This window comes from Micromonospora sp. WMMC250, from assembly GCF_027460215.1.
Lineage (GTDB): Bacteria > Actinomycetota > Actinomycetes > Mycobacteriales > Micromonosporaceae > Micromonospora > Micromonospora taraxaci.
The window spans coordinates 5,066,793-5,082,419 of record NZ_JAPZBJ010000002.1; the positions used below are offsets into that span (position 1 = coordinate 5,066,793).

Here is a 15,627-nt window from a genome sequence, read left to right on the forward strand (position 1 = left end):
TCGGTGGCGGTCAGGCCGGTTGGGTGCGCAGGTACCGGCCGAAGTGCGGAACCGTGAAGGCGACAGTGCCCCGCTCACCGGAGTAGATCAGCCCCTTCTTGATGAGCGCGTCGCGGGCCGGGGACAGGCTGGCGGGCTTGCGGCCGAGTGCCCGCGCGATCTCGGCGGTGGGCACCGCCGCGTCCATGTCGTCGCGGACCACCGCCGAGGAGTCACCCTCGACCGCGGACATCGTGGCCATCGCCCGCATGTATTCGCGCTCGGCGGGCGTGGCCCGCTCGAATCGGGAGCCGAAGAACCCGACCGCCAGCTCCGCCTCCGCCTCCGGCGCGGCGACCCGCACGTCGGCGGCGGTGATCGGCGAGCGCGGCGCGTGATCCCAGGTCGCCTTGCCGTACGCCTGGACGAAGTAGGGATAGCCGCCGGACTTCTCGTAGAGCAGGTCGAGCGCCTTCTGTTCGTACTCGACCTCCTCGCGCTCGGCCGGCGCGCAGAGCGCCTGGTCGGCGGCGATCCGGTCGAGCCGGTCGATGCGTTGGTAGCGGAACAGCCGTTCGGAGTACGACTTGGCGGCGCTGAGCACCGCCGGCAGGTGCGGTAGGCCGGCGCCCACCACGATCAGGGGAGCGCCGAGCTGGGACAGCTCGTGGCAGGCGGCGCAGAGCGCCGACACGTCCTCCGGGCCGAGGTCCTGCATCTCGTCGATGAAGATGGCGATGCCGGTGCCCACGTCACTGGCCACCGCTGCGGCGTCGCTGAGCAGCTCGACCAGGTCGATCTCGATGTCGCCGGAGTCGGCCCGGCCGCTGGCCGCTGGCACGTCGATGCCGGGCTGCCACCGGTCGCGCAGTTTCGGGGCGGCACCGGCCCGGCCGGTCGGGGCGGAGCGTTGGGCGAACGCCTTGAGGACGCCGAGGAACGTGTCGATCCGGTCCGGTGCCCGGTGTCGGGGGGCAAGTTCCCGGACGGCCATGTGTAGGGCGGCGGCGACCGGGCGACGCAATGACTGGTCCGGCCGTGCCTCGATCTTGCCGCTGCCCCAGAGATGGTTGATGGCCTGGGACCGGAGGGTGTTGAGCAGGACCGTCTTGCCGACGCCCCGCAGCCCGGTGAGCATCAGGCTGCGCTCGGGGCGACCCCGGGCGATGCGTTCCAGCACGATGTCGAAGACGTCCAGCTCCCGCCCCCGCCCGGCGAGCTCGGGCGGACGCTGGCCGGCGCCCGGCGCGTACGGGTTGCGGACCGGATCCACGCATTGGAGAGTATCGGGCCATCTAGCTGCGGGGCTAGACATGGATAGATGGGGCTACCGGCGTGTCGAGACCGTCGAGACAAAACTAGGGCTGTCTAGCTTGGATGCTAGACAGCCCTAGTTTTGCCAAGCGGCGGCTAGCGTTCCTTCAGGCAGAGGACGTAGTCGAACAGGTCGATCGAGTTGTCGTGCACGTAGTTCGCTGTCGCCTGCGGCGCGAGCGTCTCGCACCGGTCCCCGTCCGTGGTCGCCGGAATCCGCAACAGCACCTGGTAGGTGTTCGGGCCACACGGCACCTTGCGCAGCTCCGCGTCCTCCTCGGTGCCCTCGTTCACCACGCAGTCGCCCCGGGCGAACTCCTCGTCCGGGCCCGGCGGGGACGGCAGGTCCGGCGTCGGTGCGGCGCTGGGCAGGACGGGCGGACGTACCGGCATGGTCACCGACGGCTTGGGCTCGACGTCGTTGCTGGCGTCCGCGACCCTCCAGATCGCCCAGCCGGCCAGGCCGAGGCAAGGGCAGAGCAGGAGCAGCACCACCAGCCCGATGATGAGGGCGATCTTGCGGCCGTTGGTCTTCACCGGCGCGCCGGGCGGCATACCGAAGCCGGCCGGAGGCGGCTGGCCCCACGGCGCGGACGGCTGACCCGGCACCGGCCCGGCCGGCGGGAACGGCCCGGGCGGCGGGTAGCCCGTGCCCGAGGTGGGGGGATAGCCCGGGCTCGCCGCAGGAGGCTGGCCCGCGTCCGAACTCGGCGGGTAACCCGGGCCCGAGGTCGGCGGGGGTGCCCACATCGGTTCGGTCGGGGGCTCCGGGTTGCTGGGCGGCGGCGCCCACATCGGGGCGGTGGGTGGTTCCGCGCCGCTCGGCGGAGGGCCCCACTGCTGCCGGGTCGGGTCCTCGGCGGGCGGTGGCGGACCCCACTGCGGCACTGTCGGGTCGACCGGTGGAGGGCCGCCAGACCCCTCGGGAGGGCGCTGCTGACGGTCGTCCGGCTGGTCGGAGCCCGGTGGTCCGTAGGTCGTCATGTCATATCCCCGGGGTGGGTGGTCTCAGCGTTGTTTGAGGCAGAGGACGAAGTCGAGGGTGTCCAGCTCGCTGTCGAAGAAGTACCAGTTGGTGTACCCCTCGACCTTGCTGCACTTGGCCTCGGCGTCACGCTCGCCGCTGGTCGCGCCGTCGACCCGACTCAGCACCTCGTACGTCTTCGCCGCACAACCGCTGATCAGCAGCTTGGGCTTGCCGCCCGCGGCACCGTCGTTGCGGACACACTGGCCGACCTTGGCGAACCGGGGGTCGGCCGACGATTCCGGAGCGGCGCCGCTCGGGGCGGGCTCGGCCACGTCCGTGTCCGCGTCCGCGCTCGGTTCACCGGCGACTGGTGAGTCGCTCGGTGCGGCCAACGGTGTCGGGTCGTCCTGCCCGCGTAGAAGCCAGAAGGCGCCACCGGCGGCCACCACCAGCAGCACGACGGCCAGCACCGCGATCAGCGGCCCCCGACCGCGCCGGCCTGGCGCCGGAGCAGGATCGCCGCCGTACGGGCCCTCGTCCGGCCGGTACGGCTGCCCGTACGCCGGGTTCGACCCGTACGAGCCGCCATAGGGCGGTGACCCCTGCTCGCGCCCGTAAGGGCCCTCGGAGCCGCCCCCGTAGGACGCGGGACCTGGGCCACCGTACGTGGCGGGACCCGGGCCGTCGTACGAAGCGGGACCCGGGCCGTCGTAGGGTCCGGGTCTCCCCTGCGGTGCGCGCGGATACGACGGAACCGCCGGCGGGTACTGCTCGTTCGCGGGCGGATAAGGCTGCTGCATCGGCCGTCCGGGCGTCTCGTCGGGTCGTTGCCCACGCCACGGTCCCGGGTCGCCGCCGCCCGGTGGTCCGTAGTTCGTCATGCCGCCCTCCTGCACGTGTGGTGAGAGGCCGGCCACCAACGCGCGACGCCGACTCCGACGTCACCGTAGCGTGGTCCACTGATGAGCTCACCTCCACCGAGCGCCGCAGCCCTCGCCGGCCGCCGCGCAGGCGCCACACCGACACTGGTCTGGACCGCGTTGATCGTGGTCTACCTGCTCTGGGGATCCACCTATCTGGCCATCCGGATCACTGTGGAGACGCTGCCGCCGCTGTTGTCGGCCGCCCTGCGATTCGCGGTGGCCGGTCTGATCCTGGCGGTGGTGCTGCGGCTGCGCCGAGGGCCCGGCGCGCTGCGGGTCGACCGCCGGCAACTCGGCTCGGCCGCGCTGGTCGGCGTGCTCCTGCTCGCCGGCGGCAACGGCCTGGTGGTGCTCGCCGAGTCCGGGCCACCCGGGGTGGCGCTGCCCTCCGGCATCGCCGCACTGCTGGTGGCGACAGTGCCGCTGCTGGTGGTGCTGTTGCGTTCCGCCACCGGCGACCGGCCCCCGCTCTGGACGTTGGCCGGGGTCACGGTGGGCTTCGCCGGTCTGGTCCTGCTGGTGCTGCCCGCCGGCAGTTCGGACGCGGTGCCGCTGGTGGGGGCGTTGACAGTGGTGGCGGCGGCGACCTCCTGGTCGGTCGGGTCGTTTCTGTCCGGGCGCATCCGGATGCCCACCGACCCGTTCGTCGCGACGGTGTACGAGATGCTGGCCGGCGCCCTGGTGCTGGCCGTCGTCTCCGCCGGTCGGGGCGAGCTGAGCGACTTCCACCCCGCGCAGGTCAGCACGCGTTCGTGGCTGGCGCTGGGCTACCTCATGGTGGCCGGCTCGCTGGTGGCCTTCACCGCGTACGTCTGGCTGCTGCACAACGCGCCCATCTCGTTGGTGTCGACGTACGCCTACGTCAACCCGGCGGTCGCGGTGGCGCTCGGTGCGCTGCTGGTCGCCGAGCCGATCACCCCGCAGGTGCTGCTCGGTGGAGCGGTCATCGTGGCCGGTGTCGCACTGGTGGTGAGCACGGAACGGCCGCGCCGGGCGAGCGCGGGATCACGATCGGGGACCGCACCGGCGAGCGGGCGCCGGTAGCCTCCGGGCCATGTCGCCCGCTGCTCTGGTCGGGGTGGCGTTGCTCGGCGGGCTGGTCGGTGTCGTCGTACCCCCGCTGGCCCGGCGGTTCACCAACCCGCCGGCCCGGCCGCGGCCTCGACGAGGCGCGCGGGTCTGGCTCAGCCCGATGGTGTCGGCTGCGGTGTTCGGCGGGCTCGCCGTTGCTCACGGTGACGAGCCCGCGTTGCCGGTCCTCCTCGTGGTGGCGGCCGTCGGGCTGGTGCTGGCCCGGGTGGACCTGGCCTGTCTGCGTCTGCCCGACCCGTTGGTCCTCACCGCCGGGTTGGTGGCTCTCGCCGGCCTGACCGCCGTGGCGCTGCTGACCGACGAGCCGGCCCGACTGCTCGGCGTGCTGGCCGGCGCGACGGTCGCGGGTGCGGCGCACGTGCTGCTGGCCCTGCTCCCCGGCTCCCGACTGGGCTTCGGGGACGTGAAACTCGCCGCCGCCCTTGGTCTGCCGCTCGGCTGGCTGGGCCGGGATGCCCTGCTCGTCGGGCTGCTCCTGCCGCACCTGCTCCACGGCGCGCTGGTGGTCGGCCTGCTCGCCGCGCGACGGGTCCGCCGGGACACCCTGCTGCCACTCGGGCCGGCCCTGCTCGCGGGCGCCTGGCTCGCCGCCCTACTCGGCTGACCAGCCCGTTGCTTTCACCCTCCGTAGCAGCCGTCCGGCGGCCCGCCGCAGAGAGCGGTATACCTGTAAGTCATAGATATGACTCACAGGTATACCGCGTACGCGTCCTAGTGCGGCGAGGGCTCGTGCTGGCTGGCGTCACGGCTCGGGCCGTCAGATCAGGCGGAGCTGCCGGTCCTTGGGGCGACGGGGCTCGGCCTCTCCGAACCGCTCGAACAGGCCGGGGTCGATGGCGCCGAGGAACGGCGAAGGAGCGCAGTCCCGCTCCACGCCATGACGGGTACGCCGTGCGGCGTGGCTGACATAGAGCCGGTCCTGGGCGCGGGTGAGGCCGACGAAGAAGAGCCGACGCTCCTCGGCGACCGCGTCCTCGTCGGGCGTCGAGCCGGGCCACCGCAGCGGCAGCAACCCGTCCTCGACACCGATCAGGAAGACCACCGGGAATTCCAGGCCCTTCGCGGCGTGCAGGGTGAGCAGCGTGACCGCCTCCGCGCGCGGGTCGAGCGCGTCCACCTCCGCGCCGGTCGCCAACTGCGACAGGAACGTCTCCAGGTCGTCCCCGCAGCGGCGGGCCAGTGGGGTCAGCAGGTCCACGGCCGAGCGGACGTCCTCGGGACGGACCGGGCCGCCGACGCCGTCGAGGGTGGGCACGGCGAACCGCTCCGCGACCACCTGGCCAGCCAGTCGCACCCGGGCGGCCAGCGGGCCGGCCAGTCCGTCGGCGTGCCGCAACTCGCGGGCGATGGCCGCCACCCCAGGCCGGTCCCGCAGCCGGTCGTGGGACCGCTTCTGCACCGGGATGTTGGCCCGGGTCAGGGCGTCCACGACGGGTGCGGCCTGCGCGTCGGTGCGATACAGCACGGCAATGTCGGAGAACGACAACGTCGTGGAGCGGCCGTCGATCCGGCCCGAGTCCAGCGAGCGGTGAGACAGCCCGCCGACGAGTTCGTCGACGGTACGGACCACGAAGTCGGTCTCCTCGGCGACGGAGGCCGCTGGGTAACGGCCGACCAGCGGAGCCTCCGGGTCGAGCCGGGCAGGGTCCAGTCGCCGGCCACGAACCAGCGAGGACGGCGCGATGGCCTGCACGGCGGCGGCCAGGATCGGCGCGGACGAGCGGTAGTTGCGGTTGAGTCGGACCAACCGGGCGTCCGTGAAGTCCTCGGAGAAGCGCAGGAAGTAGCCGACGTCGGCACCCCGGAACGAGTAGATCGCCTGGTCCGGGTCGCCGATCGCGCAGAGGTTGCCGTCCGCCGGGCTGAGCAGCCGCAGCAGCTCGTACTGCGTCTCGTCGACGTCCTGGTACTCGTCGACGAAGATCCACCGCCAGCGGTCCCGGTAGCGCTGCACCAGCCCACGATCGGCCCGCAACAACTCCACCGGCAGGCTCACCAGCTCGTCCAGGTCGACCAGGTCCTGCTTGCGCAGCAGCGCCGTGTAGCCGGCGCTGTCGTCGCCGGCCTCGACCCGCGCCGCCGCCCGCTCGGCGTCGTCGGCGATCCGGAAGTCGCTCGGCAGGCCCACGCCAGCGGCGTTCTCCCGAAGGATGGTCAACCCCAGCGCGTGGAACGTGCCGACTGTGACGTCCTCGGCGACCGGGCCGAGCAGGCCGTCGAGGCGGTGCCGCAGCTCCTCGGCGGCGCGACGGGTGAACGTGATCGCCAGACAGTGCTCCGGGAAGACGTTCAGCTCCGCGCAGAGGTACGCGATCCGGTGCGTGAGCGTCCGCGTCTTGCCGGTGCCCGGGCCGGCGACGATGAGCAGCGGCCCGCCGGGTGCGGAGGCGGCCACCCGCTGCATCGCGTCCAGCCGGTCCAGCAGACCGGTGCCGACCTCCTCCATGCCGGACAGCATCGGCTCGAACGGCTCGTGGGGCGACGGCGGCGGCGCGATCGGTGGCGCGGGCGCCGGGGCCGGCTTGCGCTTCGGCTCGGCCTTGGCCGCCGCCGGGCGCTTGGCCGTCGCGCGGGCCGTCGGTTCCGAGGGACGTCGCTGCGCCGGCACGGGTACGTCGAACAGCGTCTCCTGTGCCGTGCCCGCGTGAGCGCCCAACTCCGCCCTGTCGAAGAGCGTGATCACCCCGTACTCGCCGTCGTAGCCCGGCACCCGACGTACCTCGCCCCGCCGCAACCGTCCGATGCCCTCCGCGAGGAGTTCCCCGCCCGTCTGGGCGATGTCGGTGAGCGGCGTGGTGGTCAGGATCTCCAGCTCGGGGCCGAGGGTCGCCACCAACTCGTTGAGTCGTCCCTCGACCTTCTTCGACCGGGCGCCCACCTTGTTGATCTCACCGAGGATCTCGGCCAGCGGCACCAGGTGGGTGACGTCCCGGGCGTCCGCCGGCCGGTGCCCCGCCGGGCGGTCGGCCAGCTCCTCGATCCGGCTGAGGACGCCCACGGTGAGGGGTTTGCCGCACTCGGGGCAACGACCGCCGGCGGCACGGGTGCGCTCCGGCGACCAGTTGACGCCGCACAGTCGGTGCCCGTCCGCGTGGTACTTGCCCTCCTCCGGGAAGAACTCGATGGTGCCGGCCAGGCCGTCACCGGTCCGCAGCGCATCCCGGACGGCGAAGTAGTTGCGCTCGGCGGTCAGCACCGTCGCCTCCCGGCCCAGGGCCGGCGGGGAGTGCGCGTCCGAGTTGGACACCAACTGGTAGCCGTCCAGACTGCCGACCCGCCAGTTCATCGCCGGGTCGGACGAGAGACCGGTCTCCACCGCGAAGATGTGCTCGGACAGGTCGGCATAGCAGTCCGCGATCGCGTCGAAGCCCGACTTCGAGCCCAGCGCGGAGAACCACGGCGTCCAGATGTGCGCCGGCACCAGGAAGCCGTCTCCGCTGGCCTCCAGGGTGATCTCCAGCAGGTCGCGGGAGTCCAGGCCGAGGATCGGCCGGCCGTCCGAGCCGAGGTTGCCGATCCGGCCGAGCGCGGTGTTGAACCGTGCTACCGCGTCCAGGTCGGGCAGGTAGATCAGGTGGTGCACCTTGCGGGTCCGGTCGTCCCGCTTGTAGATGGTGGAAATTTCCACGCTCAGCATGAACCGGACCGGGTCCGCCTCGGCGGCGCTCGCCAGCCGGGGAGGCAGCCGACGGGCGACGTCCCGTTCCGCGTCGGCGTCGAGCCGGTACAGCCCTGGCTCGGCGGGCCGAAGGGTCTCCCGCAGGTGGTCGTACCAGGCGGGGTGGGTGAAGTCGCCGGTGCCGAGCAGACCGATGCCCTTACGGCGGGCCCACCACGCGAGATTCGGTGTGGTGAGGTCGCGGCTGCACGCGCGCGAGTATTTCGAATGGATGTGCAGGTCCGCGACGAATGGCGGTAGGCCACCGGGGGGTACGGCGCTGAACGGAGGCACGCCGCATCCTGTCACGCCCGCCGCGCCGGTCGCCTGCCGCCACGCGCGGACGTGACATCCGCTATGCCGAGCGCAACTCGACCAGACTGATCTGCGGCTCGGCGCCGACCCGGACCGGTGGGCCCCAGAAGCCGGCACCGTTGGTCACGTACACCTTGGTGCCGTCGACCTCGCCGAGGCCGCTGACCACCGGCTGCTCCAGCCGCACGGCCAGGTTGAACGGCACCATCTGGCCACCGTGCGTGTGCCCGGACAGTTGCAGGTCGACGCCGTACCTGGCCGCCTGCACCGCAGCCAACGGCTGGTGGGCGAGCAGCACCACCGGGCGGCTCGGGTCGCGGTCACCGAGGGCGGCGGCGAAGTCCGGACCGGCCGCCAGACCGCTGTCTCCCGTGGCGTCCAGGTCGTTGACGCCAGCGATGTCGAGCACGCCGCCCCGGGCCTGGATCTCCTGGCGGCGGTTCTGCAGGACCCGCAGGCCGAGACGGTCGACCTCCTGGACCCACTCCTCCACGCCGGAGTAGTACTCGTGGTTGCCGGTGACGAAGAAGTTGCCGTACCGGGAGCGCAGGTCACGCAGCGGCGCGGCGGCCGAGCCGAGTTCGGCGACCGAGCCGTCGACCAGGTCGCCGACGACCGCGACCAGGTCCGCGTCGAGCCGGTTGATCGCGGCCACGATCCGCTCGGTGTGCGCCCGGCCGCGCAGGGGGCCGAGGTGGATGTCGGAGACGGTCGCGATCCGTAGGCCGTCCATGCTGCGGGGGAGTTTGGCCAGCGGGATCTGCACCCGGTCCAGGCGTGGTGGGCCGAGGGCGGTGCGGACGCCGTACCCCACTGTGGCGGTGGCGGTGAGGCCGGCGAAGATGGCCGCGCTACGGGCCAGCAGGAGCCGGCGGGCCGGGTCGTGGTCCGGTGCCGCGACGGCGCCGGCGGCCGGCGGCTCGGTGGGCCCGGCGGCACCGACCAGCACCGGCTCGGGCGCGGCGGCGGTCGGCTCCGCGGCGATCACCCGGCGGCGCAGCACCAGCCGGGTGACCAGCATCGGCACCTCGAGCACGATCAGCACCACAAGCAGGTAGAACATCAGCGCTAGCCACAGGTAGCCCGGCCAGGCGAGCCAGTACAGCCCGGCCTGCGTCCCGGCCATTGTCGCCGGCACGAGCAGCGCCAGCACCAGGGCGGCGATTCCGCCGATCCGTCGCCACCGACCCGGGGTGGTGGTGTCCCGAACCAGCCGCTTCCACAGGTAGAGGTGGATGAGGCAGGTGATCAGAGCCAGGACGGCCACGAACCCCAGAACCGCCAACATGCGTGCGCCTCCCTCAGCCGCCCGCGAACGGGGGCAGGACGTCGATCGTGGCCCCGGCAGGCAGGGGTGCCCGACGATCATGACAGGTCACGCCGTCCACGAGGAAACTCGCCACCCGCAGCACCGCGGCGAGCCGGTCGCCGTGACGCTGGGTCAGTTCCGCGGTGAGGTCGTCGAGGGACCGCCCGCCGGGCAGGGCCTCCTCGGCACGGCCGGCGGCGGCGCGGGCACCTGCGAAGTAGCGGACGGTCAACGACTCCACGTCTCAGCCCCCGATCGCGGACATCGGCCGGGTCGGCTGCAGGAAGGTGGGATCGTCGATGCCGTGCCCGGCACGCTTGCCCCACATCGCGGTGCGCCAGCGCCGGGCCAGCTCGTCGTCGTCCGCGCCGCCGCGCAGCGCGGCGCGCAGGTCGGACTCCTCCGTCGCGAAGAGGCAGGCGCGGACCTGGCCGTCGGCGGTCAGCCGGGTGCGGTCGCAGTCCCCGCAGAACGGGCGGGTGACGCTGGCGATCACACCGACCCGGGCGGGCCCGCCGTCGACCAACCAGGTCTCCGCCGGTGCCGCGCCGCGCTCGGCCGGGTCGGCGCTGAGATCGAAGGAGGTACGCAGGGAGGTCAGGATCTCCTCGGCCGTCACCATCGTGCTGCGGTCCCAGCCGTGCTGGGCGTCCAACGGCATCTGCTCGATGATCCGCAGTTGGTAGTCGTGGTCGAGAGCGAAGCGCAGCAGTGCCGGTGCCTCGTCCTCGTTGACACCGCGCATCAGCACGGAGTTGATTTTCACGGGGCTGAGCCCGGCGGCCTTCGCCCCGGCGAGCCCGGCCAACACCGCGTCGAGGCGGGGCCGGCGGGTGAGCCGGTCGAACCGGCCCGGGTCCAGGGTGTCCAGTGAGACGTTCACCCGGTCCAGGCCGGCCGCCCGCAGCGCCGGGGCCAACCGGTCCAGACCGATGCCGTTGGTGGTCAACGAGACCCGGGGGCGGGGCCGCAACGCGGCGACCGCGGTCACGATGCCGACCAGCCCGGGCCGGATCAGCGGCTCACCGCCGGTGAACCGCACCTCGGTCACGCCGAGCCGCTCGACGGCCACCCGGACCAGCCGGACGATCTCCTCGTCGGTCAGCAACTCGGGGCCGGCCAGCCAGGGCAGACCCTCGGCCGGCATGCAGTAGGTGCAGCGAAGGTTGCACTTGTCGGTGAGGGACACGCGCAGGTCCCGGGCGACGCGGCCGTACCGGTCGACGAGGACCCCGTCGGTCCCCGGGGCGACGCTCACCTGTCGACCGTAGCGCGCTCGGCCCGGCCCAGGGCGGCACGGGCGGTCTGGACCACCACATCTCGGTAGCTGCCGCCGAACAGCGCGGTGTGCACGAGCAGCAGATGCAGTTGGTGCACCGGTAGCCGAGCCTGCCAGTTGTCCGGCAACGGCCAGGCCTCCTGGTAGGCGGCGAGCACCCGAGCCAGGTGAGGGATGCCGCCGAAGAGCGCGAGTTGGGCGAGATCTGTCTCCCGGTGCCCGCCGTGCGCTGCCGGATCGACGAGCCAGACCCGGTCGTCGGCCCCCCACAGCACGTTGCCCGGCCACAGGTCGCCGTGGACCCGCGCGGGCGGCTCGTCGCCGCCGAACTCGCCGACCCGATCGATCACCCGCTCGACCAGTGCGACGTCGGCGCTGGTCAACGCACCCCCGTCGACTGAGCGTCGCAGATAGGGGAGGAGCCGTCGCTCGGCGAACCACGTCGACCAGGGCCCGTGGGTGGGGGTGTTGTCCTGTGGGAGCGAGCCGATGAAGCCTGGCCAGGGCGCACCGAAGCTGGCCGACCCCGCCCGGTGCAGGTCGGCCAACTCCCGGCCGAAGCGTTCCGCAGCCTCCGGCGTCGGTTCGCCGGGCTCCACCCAGTCGAGCGCCAGCAGGCTCGGCAGAGCCACGATCACCTCGGGTACGGCGACAGCGCCGGCCTCCCGCAGCCACCGCAGCCCGGCGGCCTCGGCGGCGAAGAAGCCCTCCGGTGCCGTCCGATCGGCCTTCTCGGGCCAGGACTTGGCGAAGACGGAGTGACCGTCGTCCAGGGTGAGCCGGGCGGCGGCACAGATGTTTCCACCGGCGACCGGCGTCTCCCGGATGCGCTGGTGGGTCCGGAAGGTCGGCAGGTGTGCCGGGTGCGCGCGTAGGTACGCGAGGTCCATCAGCGCACGGTAACCGCTCCCCACGACACTGCGGCCCCGCCCGAGGGACATCGACTCTCCTGCGGCACCCGTGGATGTGGGTCGAGCAGGCAAAATACGCTGAGTAACTGTGGATAAGCCGCGTGTCGTCCACAGGGGCGGCGGCGTCGGACCGGAGCGCCGCACGCTACCGGCATGACAGCGACCGAACGCCCCCAGCTCACCGTCCGCTCCCCCGCCGATCTGATCGCCGCGGTGCCGTACCTGCTCGGGTTCCATCCCACCGACAGCGTGGTCGCCGTCGCGTTGCTCGGCCGCCAGATCATCTTCGCCGCCCGCGCCGACCTGCCCGACCCGTCGACCGATCCCGTCGAGCGGGCACGGCATCTGGCCGGCGTGATCCGCAGGCAGGGTGCGGAGTCCGCCACGGTGGTCGGTTACGGGCCACCGGACCGGGTCACTCCGGCGGTGGACGCGGTGCGTGTCGCACTGGTCGCCGGCGGGACGGAGGTGCTCGACGCGTTGCGGGTGACCGAGGGCAGGTGGTGGTCCTACCTCTGCGTCGAGCCCGACTGTTGCCCGCCCGAGGGTCGGCGCTACGACCCGAGCGCCAACCCGGTGACCGCCTCGGCGGTCTTCGCGGGCCAGGTCGCCCTGCCCGATCGGGCCGCGCTCGTGGCGCAGGTGGCACCGGTCGACGGGTCGGCCCGGGAGGCGGTACGAGCGGCCACCGCCCGCGCCGAGGTGCGAATGGCCGAGCTGATCGAGCAGGCGCCCGAGAGTGACCTGCTCGGCGGGCGGGCTCTGCGCTCGGCCGGCGTGGCGGCGGTTCGCGAGGCCCAGCGTCGGCAGCGACGCGACGAGCGGCTCGACGACGACGAGGTGGCCTGGTTGAGCCTGCTGATGACCCACCTCCCGGTCCGTGATCACGCCTGGGAACGCACGGACGGTCGGGACCGGGACATCACCCTCTGGACCGACGTCCTGCGCCGGGCCGAGCCGGAGTTGGTTGCCGCGCCCGGGGCTCTGCTGGCCTTCGCGGCCTGGCGCGCGGGGCAGGGGGCGCTGGCGGCGGTCGCGCTCGAACGCACGCTCAGCCTGCACCCGGACTACTCACTCGCCGTGTTGTTGGACGACCTTCTCCGGCGCGGCGTGCCCCCGTCCGAGCTCGACGGCTGGCCGTCGGTGGGCATGCCGGGAGTGATCCGCCCACGCCGGAGGAGTCGACGTGGTCGCCGCTGAGGAGCCTGCTCCCGGTTGCCGCCCGGCCGCTGGAGATCTCCCGGCAGCCGTATCGCAATTTTGCTATAGTCGGCTCTGGTTGGTCCTCTTCCACCCGGAGGCCGCGACCGAACTGCGAGCCATACCCGCGGTCGAACAAGCGGCCATCGGGCACGCCGTCGAGAAGCTGGAGAGCCTCGGCCCCAACCTCGGCTACCCGCACTCCAGCAAGATCCGAACTGCCGACAACCTTCGTGAGCTGCGACCGCGCGGAGGGCGCAGCAGGTGGCGCGTCTTCTACGCACAGGTTGGCGAGGCTTTCGTGGTCGGCGCCATCGGCCCAGAGGCCAGCGTCAGTCAGCGGAACTTCACCCGGGCCGTCGCAGCCGCGGAGCGAAGGATCAAGGACGTGGAGGTGGAGGGATGAAGCGTTCCGAACTCAAGACCTCGCAGCAGGTCATCGACGATGCCAGCAGGAGCGACCCGGCATTCCGTGCGGAGTGGGATCGAACAGCCTTCGCGCGCGAGGTCGCACTCCGTATCGTGCGGTACCGCGCCGACAACGACTTGACCCAGACCGCGCTCGCCCGACGGGTGGCGATGACCCAGTCGGTCATCGCGCGCCTAGAGTCCGGCGACCAGCCGCCGTCGATCGCCACGCTCGCCAAGCTCTCCAACGGCACCGGCATGGTGTTCGACGTCAAGATCTCCCGCGGTGCCGTCGAGATCGTGGCCGCCTAGCGGACCGCGCCCGGCGTAGGGCGGCCCAGACGGCAACCAGCCGGTGTCGGTGGCGCGACTGGGGTTGATCGGCTCGGCTTCCTGAATAACGGGGTGTCCCGGTCGTCAGGATGCCCCGATATCAACGAACCCGAGTGGATCAAGGGTTGGCGCATAGCCCACCCACTCCCGCCCCGGCGCTGATCCCTCGTTCCCCCGGGGTCGATCGCCCGGGGCGGGCCCCTCGGCGAGGGCCTCCGTCGAAGGATGTACGCGTTGCTCCTGTCCACGGCCGACGCGGCAGGGCCATCGCTCCCGAAGAATGATCTCGTGACCCCCGAATTGCTGCTGTCGCTGGCCGGGCTGGCGCTGATCGACAGCACCAGCATCGGCACCCTGTTCATCCCGGTCTGGCTGCTGCTCGCCCCCGGGCCGGTCAACGCCCGACGGATCCTGGGCTACCTCGCCACGATCGCGGGGTTCTACCTGGGGGTGGGGCTGCTGTTGGTCTTCGGTGGCAGCACGCTCGCGGACGCGCTGGGCGGTGCGTTGGACAACCGGGCTGTGCTCTGGGCGCAACTCGTCCTCGGTGTCGGCATGCTGGTGCTCAGCTTCCGCTACGACGGCAAACGGCGTCCGCGTACCGGTGGTGTGCTGCGGTGGCGGGACCGGGCGACCGCCGGCGACTCCTCGGTCCGATGGCTGGTCGGGCTCGCCCTGCTCGCCGCGCTCGCCGAGGTGGCGACAATGCTTCCGTACCTCGGTGCGGTGGGTCTGCTGGCCACCTCCGGGGTCGGTTCGGTCAGCGTGGTGGCGTTGCTCGCCGGATACTGCCTGGTCATGGTGTTGCCGGCGATGCTCCTGCTGGCTGCCAGGGTGGCTCGCCCGGCACTGGTCGAACCGGTGCTCGCCCGACTCAACAACTGGATCGTGAACAAGGCGGGCAGCGCGTTGGGCTGGATCCTCGGCATCGCCGGCTTCCTGATCGCCCGGGACGCCGCCGTCCGCCTCGGCCTGTTCGGCCTGATCGACCGCTGAGCGTCAGGCCGGCTGCTCCACGGTGATCCGGTGCGGCCCGGCGTAGACGTTCATCGTCCGACCGCGCAGGAAACCGACAAGTGTCATCCCCGCCTCGTCGGCCAGTTCGACGGCGAGTGTGCTCGGGGCGGACACAGCGGCCAGCAGAGGCAGCCCCGCCATCCAGGCCTTCTGGGTCAGCTCGAAGCTGGCCCGTCCGGAGACCAGCAGCAGGTGCCCGGCAAGTGGTAGTCGTCGTTCCCGGACCGCCCAGCCGATCACCTTGTCCACGGCGTTGTGCCGGCCCACGTCCTCCCGGAGCACCACCAGCTCACCGTCGGGGGTGAACAGCCCCGCCGCGTGGAGCCCACCGGTCCGTTCGAAACCACGCTGGGCGGCGCGTAGTCGGTCGGGCAGCTCGGTGAGGAGCGTGGCCGGGACGCTGAGTGGATCCGCCGAGACCGGAAACAGCGACCGGGTGCGTACCGCGTCGATGCTCGCCTTGCCGCAGACCCCGCAGGAGCTGGTCGTGTAGAAGTTCCGGGACGGGTCGGTGGTCGGTTCCGGCACACCGGGCGCGAGCACCACGTCCACCACGTTGTACGTGTTCGGTGTCTCCGCGCCCGCGCAGAGCTGGGCGGTCGACACGTCGTCCGTCGACCGGATCAGCCCTTCCGTCAGCAGGAACCCGATGGCCAGGTCCAGGTCGTCACCGGGGGTGCGCATGGTGACGGCGAGCGGCCGTCGGCGACCGGGGCCGGCCGCGCCCACGCGGATCTCCAGCGGCTCCTCCACGGCGAGCGTGTCCGGACGACGGACGGATCCCCGTCCGGCGGTCACCGCTTCCAGGTCGATTCGGAGTACGCCCCGCCGATCAGTTGCCCGTCCCATCCCGCCATCCTCCACCTCGGGCCGGGCGGCGCGCACGGCCACCGCGCATCGGATACCCGGCTACCGTGGCCGG

Annotated in this window: 14 protein-coding genes and 1 pseudogene; 6 read left to right on the plus strand and 9 right to left on the minus strand. The window is 72.4% G+C overall.

Annotation, left to right across the window (positions count from 1 at the left end):
* Positions 1–10 precede the first annotated feature (10 nt).
* The 3 genes and pseudogenes from O3438_RS22790 to O3438_RS34345 form a co-directional block, all read right to left on the minus strand.
* The gene (locus O3438_RS22790; protein WP_269681819.1) at positions 11–1,252 is read right to left on the minus strand and encodes an ATP-binding protein; all 1,242 of its coding nucleotides are present in this window, start codon (positions 1,250–1,252) and stop codon (positions 11–13) included.
* A gap of 137 nt (positions 1,253–1,389) precedes the next feature.
* A complete protein-coding gene (locus tag O3438_RS34205; RefSeq protein WP_332367499.1) occupies positions 1,390–1,848 on the minus strand; it encodes an LppU/SCO3897 family protein in 459 nt (152 codons plus the stop codon).
* A gap of 453 nt (positions 1,849–2,301) precedes the next feature.
* Positions 2,302–2,577 (minus strand): annotated as a pseudogene (locus O3438_RS34345) (LppU/SCO3897 family protein); the annotation flags it as partial.
* A gap of 645 nt (positions 2,578–3,222) precedes the next feature.
* Between O3438_RS34345 and O3438_RS22805 the strand changes: the two are divergent.
* Both O3438_RS22805 and O3438_RS22810 read left to right on the plus strand, forming a co-directional pair.
* Positions 3,223–4,227, plus strand: a complete 1,005-nt coding sequence (locus O3438_RS22805; protein ID WP_269681821.1) for an EamA family transporter — start codon at positions 3,223–3,225, stop codon at positions 4,225–4,227.
* Positions 4,228–4,237: 10 nt separating this feature from the next.
* The gene (locus tag O3438_RS22810) at positions 4,238–4,879 is read left to right on the plus strand and encodes a prepilin peptidase (RefSeq protein WP_269681822.1); all 642 of its coding nucleotides are present in this window, start codon (positions 4,238–4,240) and stop codon (positions 4,877–4,879) included.
* Between the two features lie 153 nt (positions 4,880–5,032).
* On the opposite strand, the gene O3438_RS22815 is transcribed toward O3438_RS22810, so the two are convergent.
* The 5 genes from O3438_RS22815 to O3438_RS22835 form a co-directional block, all read right to left on the minus strand.
* Positions 5,033–8,227 carry a UvrD-helicase domain-containing protein gene (locus O3438_RS22815; protein WP_269681823.1) on the minus strand — a complete coding sequence of 1,065 codons (3,195 nt, stop codon included), beginning with the start codon at positions 8,225–8,227 and terminating at the stop codon, positions 5,033–5,035.
* A gap of 61 nt (positions 8,228–8,288) precedes the next feature.
* Positions 8,289–9,536, minus strand: coding sequence for a metallophosphoesterase (locus tag O3438_RS22820; protein ID WP_269681824.1), 1,248 nt, complete (start codon positions 9,534–9,536; stop codon positions 8,289–8,291).
* Between the two features lie 13 nt (positions 9,537–9,549).
* Complete coding sequence (locus O3438_RS22825) at positions 9,550–9,798, minus strand: MoaD/ThiS family protein (RefSeq protein ID WP_269681825.1); 249 nt, start codon at positions 9,796–9,798, stop codon at positions 9,550–9,552.
* A gap of 3 nt (positions 9,799–9,801) precedes the next feature.
* Positions 9,802–10,815, minus strand: coding sequence for a GTP 3',8-cyclase MoaA (gene moaA, locus O3438_RS22830; RefSeq protein WP_269681826.1), 1,014 nt, complete (start codon positions 10,813–10,815; stop codon positions 9,802–9,804).
* Positions 10,812–11,726, minus strand: a complete 915-nt coding sequence (locus O3438_RS22835) for a fructosamine kinase family protein (protein ID WP_269681827.1) — start codon at positions 11,724–11,726, stop codon at positions 10,812–10,814. The genes moaA and O3438_RS22835 overlap by 4 nt, the downstream gene beginning before the upstream one ends.
* A 174-nt stretch (positions 11,727–11,900) precedes the next feature.
* On the opposite strand from O3438_RS22835, the gene O3438_RS22840 reads away from it, so the two are divergent.
* The 4 genes from O3438_RS22840 (at position 11,901) to O3438_RS22855 (ending at position 14,684) form a co-directional block, all read left to right on the plus strand.
* Complete coding sequence (locus O3438_RS22840) at positions 11,901–12,947, plus strand: DUF4192 domain-containing protein (protein ID WP_269681828.1); 1,047 nt, start codon at positions 11,901–11,903, stop codon at positions 12,945–12,947.
* Between the two features lie 79 nt (positions 12,948–13,026).
* Complete coding sequence (locus O3438_RS22845) at positions 13,027–13,353, plus strand: type II toxin-antitoxin system RelE/ParE family toxin (protein ID WP_269681829.1); 327 nt, start codon at positions 13,027–13,029, stop codon at positions 13,351–13,353.
* Positions 13,350–13,667 carry a helix-turn-helix domain-containing protein gene (locus O3438_RS22850; protein WP_269681830.1) on the plus strand — a complete coding sequence of 106 codons (318 nt, stop codon included), beginning with the start codon at positions 13,350–13,352 and terminating at the stop codon, positions 13,665–13,667. The genes O3438_RS22845 and O3438_RS22850 overlap by 4 nt, the downstream gene beginning before the upstream one ends.
* A 309-nt stretch (positions 13,668–13,976) precedes the next feature.
* Complete coding sequence (locus O3438_RS22855; protein ID WP_269681831.1) at positions 13,977–14,684, plus strand: GAP family protein; 708 nt, start codon at positions 13,977–13,979, stop codon at positions 14,682–14,684.
* Positions 14,685–14,687: 3 nt separating this feature from the next.
* On the opposite strand, the gene fdhD is transcribed toward O3438_RS22855, so the two are convergent.
* Positions 14,688–15,554 carry a formate dehydrogenase accessory sulfurtransferase FdhD gene (fdhD, locus tag O3438_RS22860; protein WP_269681832.1) on the minus strand — a complete coding sequence of 289 codons (867 nt, stop codon included), beginning with the start codon at positions 15,552–15,554 and terminating at the stop codon, positions 14,688–14,690.
* Positions 15,555–15,627: the final 73 nt, after the last annotated feature.

Coding starts and splice junctions, on each gene's coding strand:
- O3438_RS34205 (WP_332367499.1), bottom strand. CDS start 1,848: ATGCCGCCCGGCGCGCCGGTGAAGACCAACGGCCGCAAGATCGCCCTC.
- O3438_RS22805 (WP_269681821.1), top strand. CDS start 3,223: ATGAGCTCACCTCCACCGAGCGCCGCAGCCCTCGCCGGCCGCCGCGCA.
- O3438_RS22810 (WP_269681822.1), top strand. CDS start 4,238: ATGTCGCCCGCTGCTCTGGTCGGGGTGGCGTTGCTCGGCGGGCTGGTC.
- O3438_RS22820 (WP_269681824.1), bottom strand. CDS start 9,536: ATGTTGGCGGTTCTGGGGTTCGTGGCCGTCCTGGCTCTGATCACCTGC.
- O3438_RS22835 (WP_269681827.1), bottom strand. CDS start 11,726: ATGGACCTCGCGTACCTACGCGCGCACCCGGCACACCTGCCGACCTTC.
- O3438_RS22840 (WP_269681828.1), top strand. CDS start 11,901: ATGACAGCGACCGAACGCCCCCAGCTCACCGTCCGCTCCCCCGCCGAT.
- O3438_RS22850 (WP_269681830.1), top strand. CDS start 13,350: ATGAAGCGTTCCGAACTCAAGACCTCGCAGCAGGTCATCGACGATGCC.
- fdhD (WP_269681832.1), bottom strand. CDS start 15,554: ATGGGACGGGCAACTGATCGGCGGGGCGTACTCCGAATCGACCTGGAA.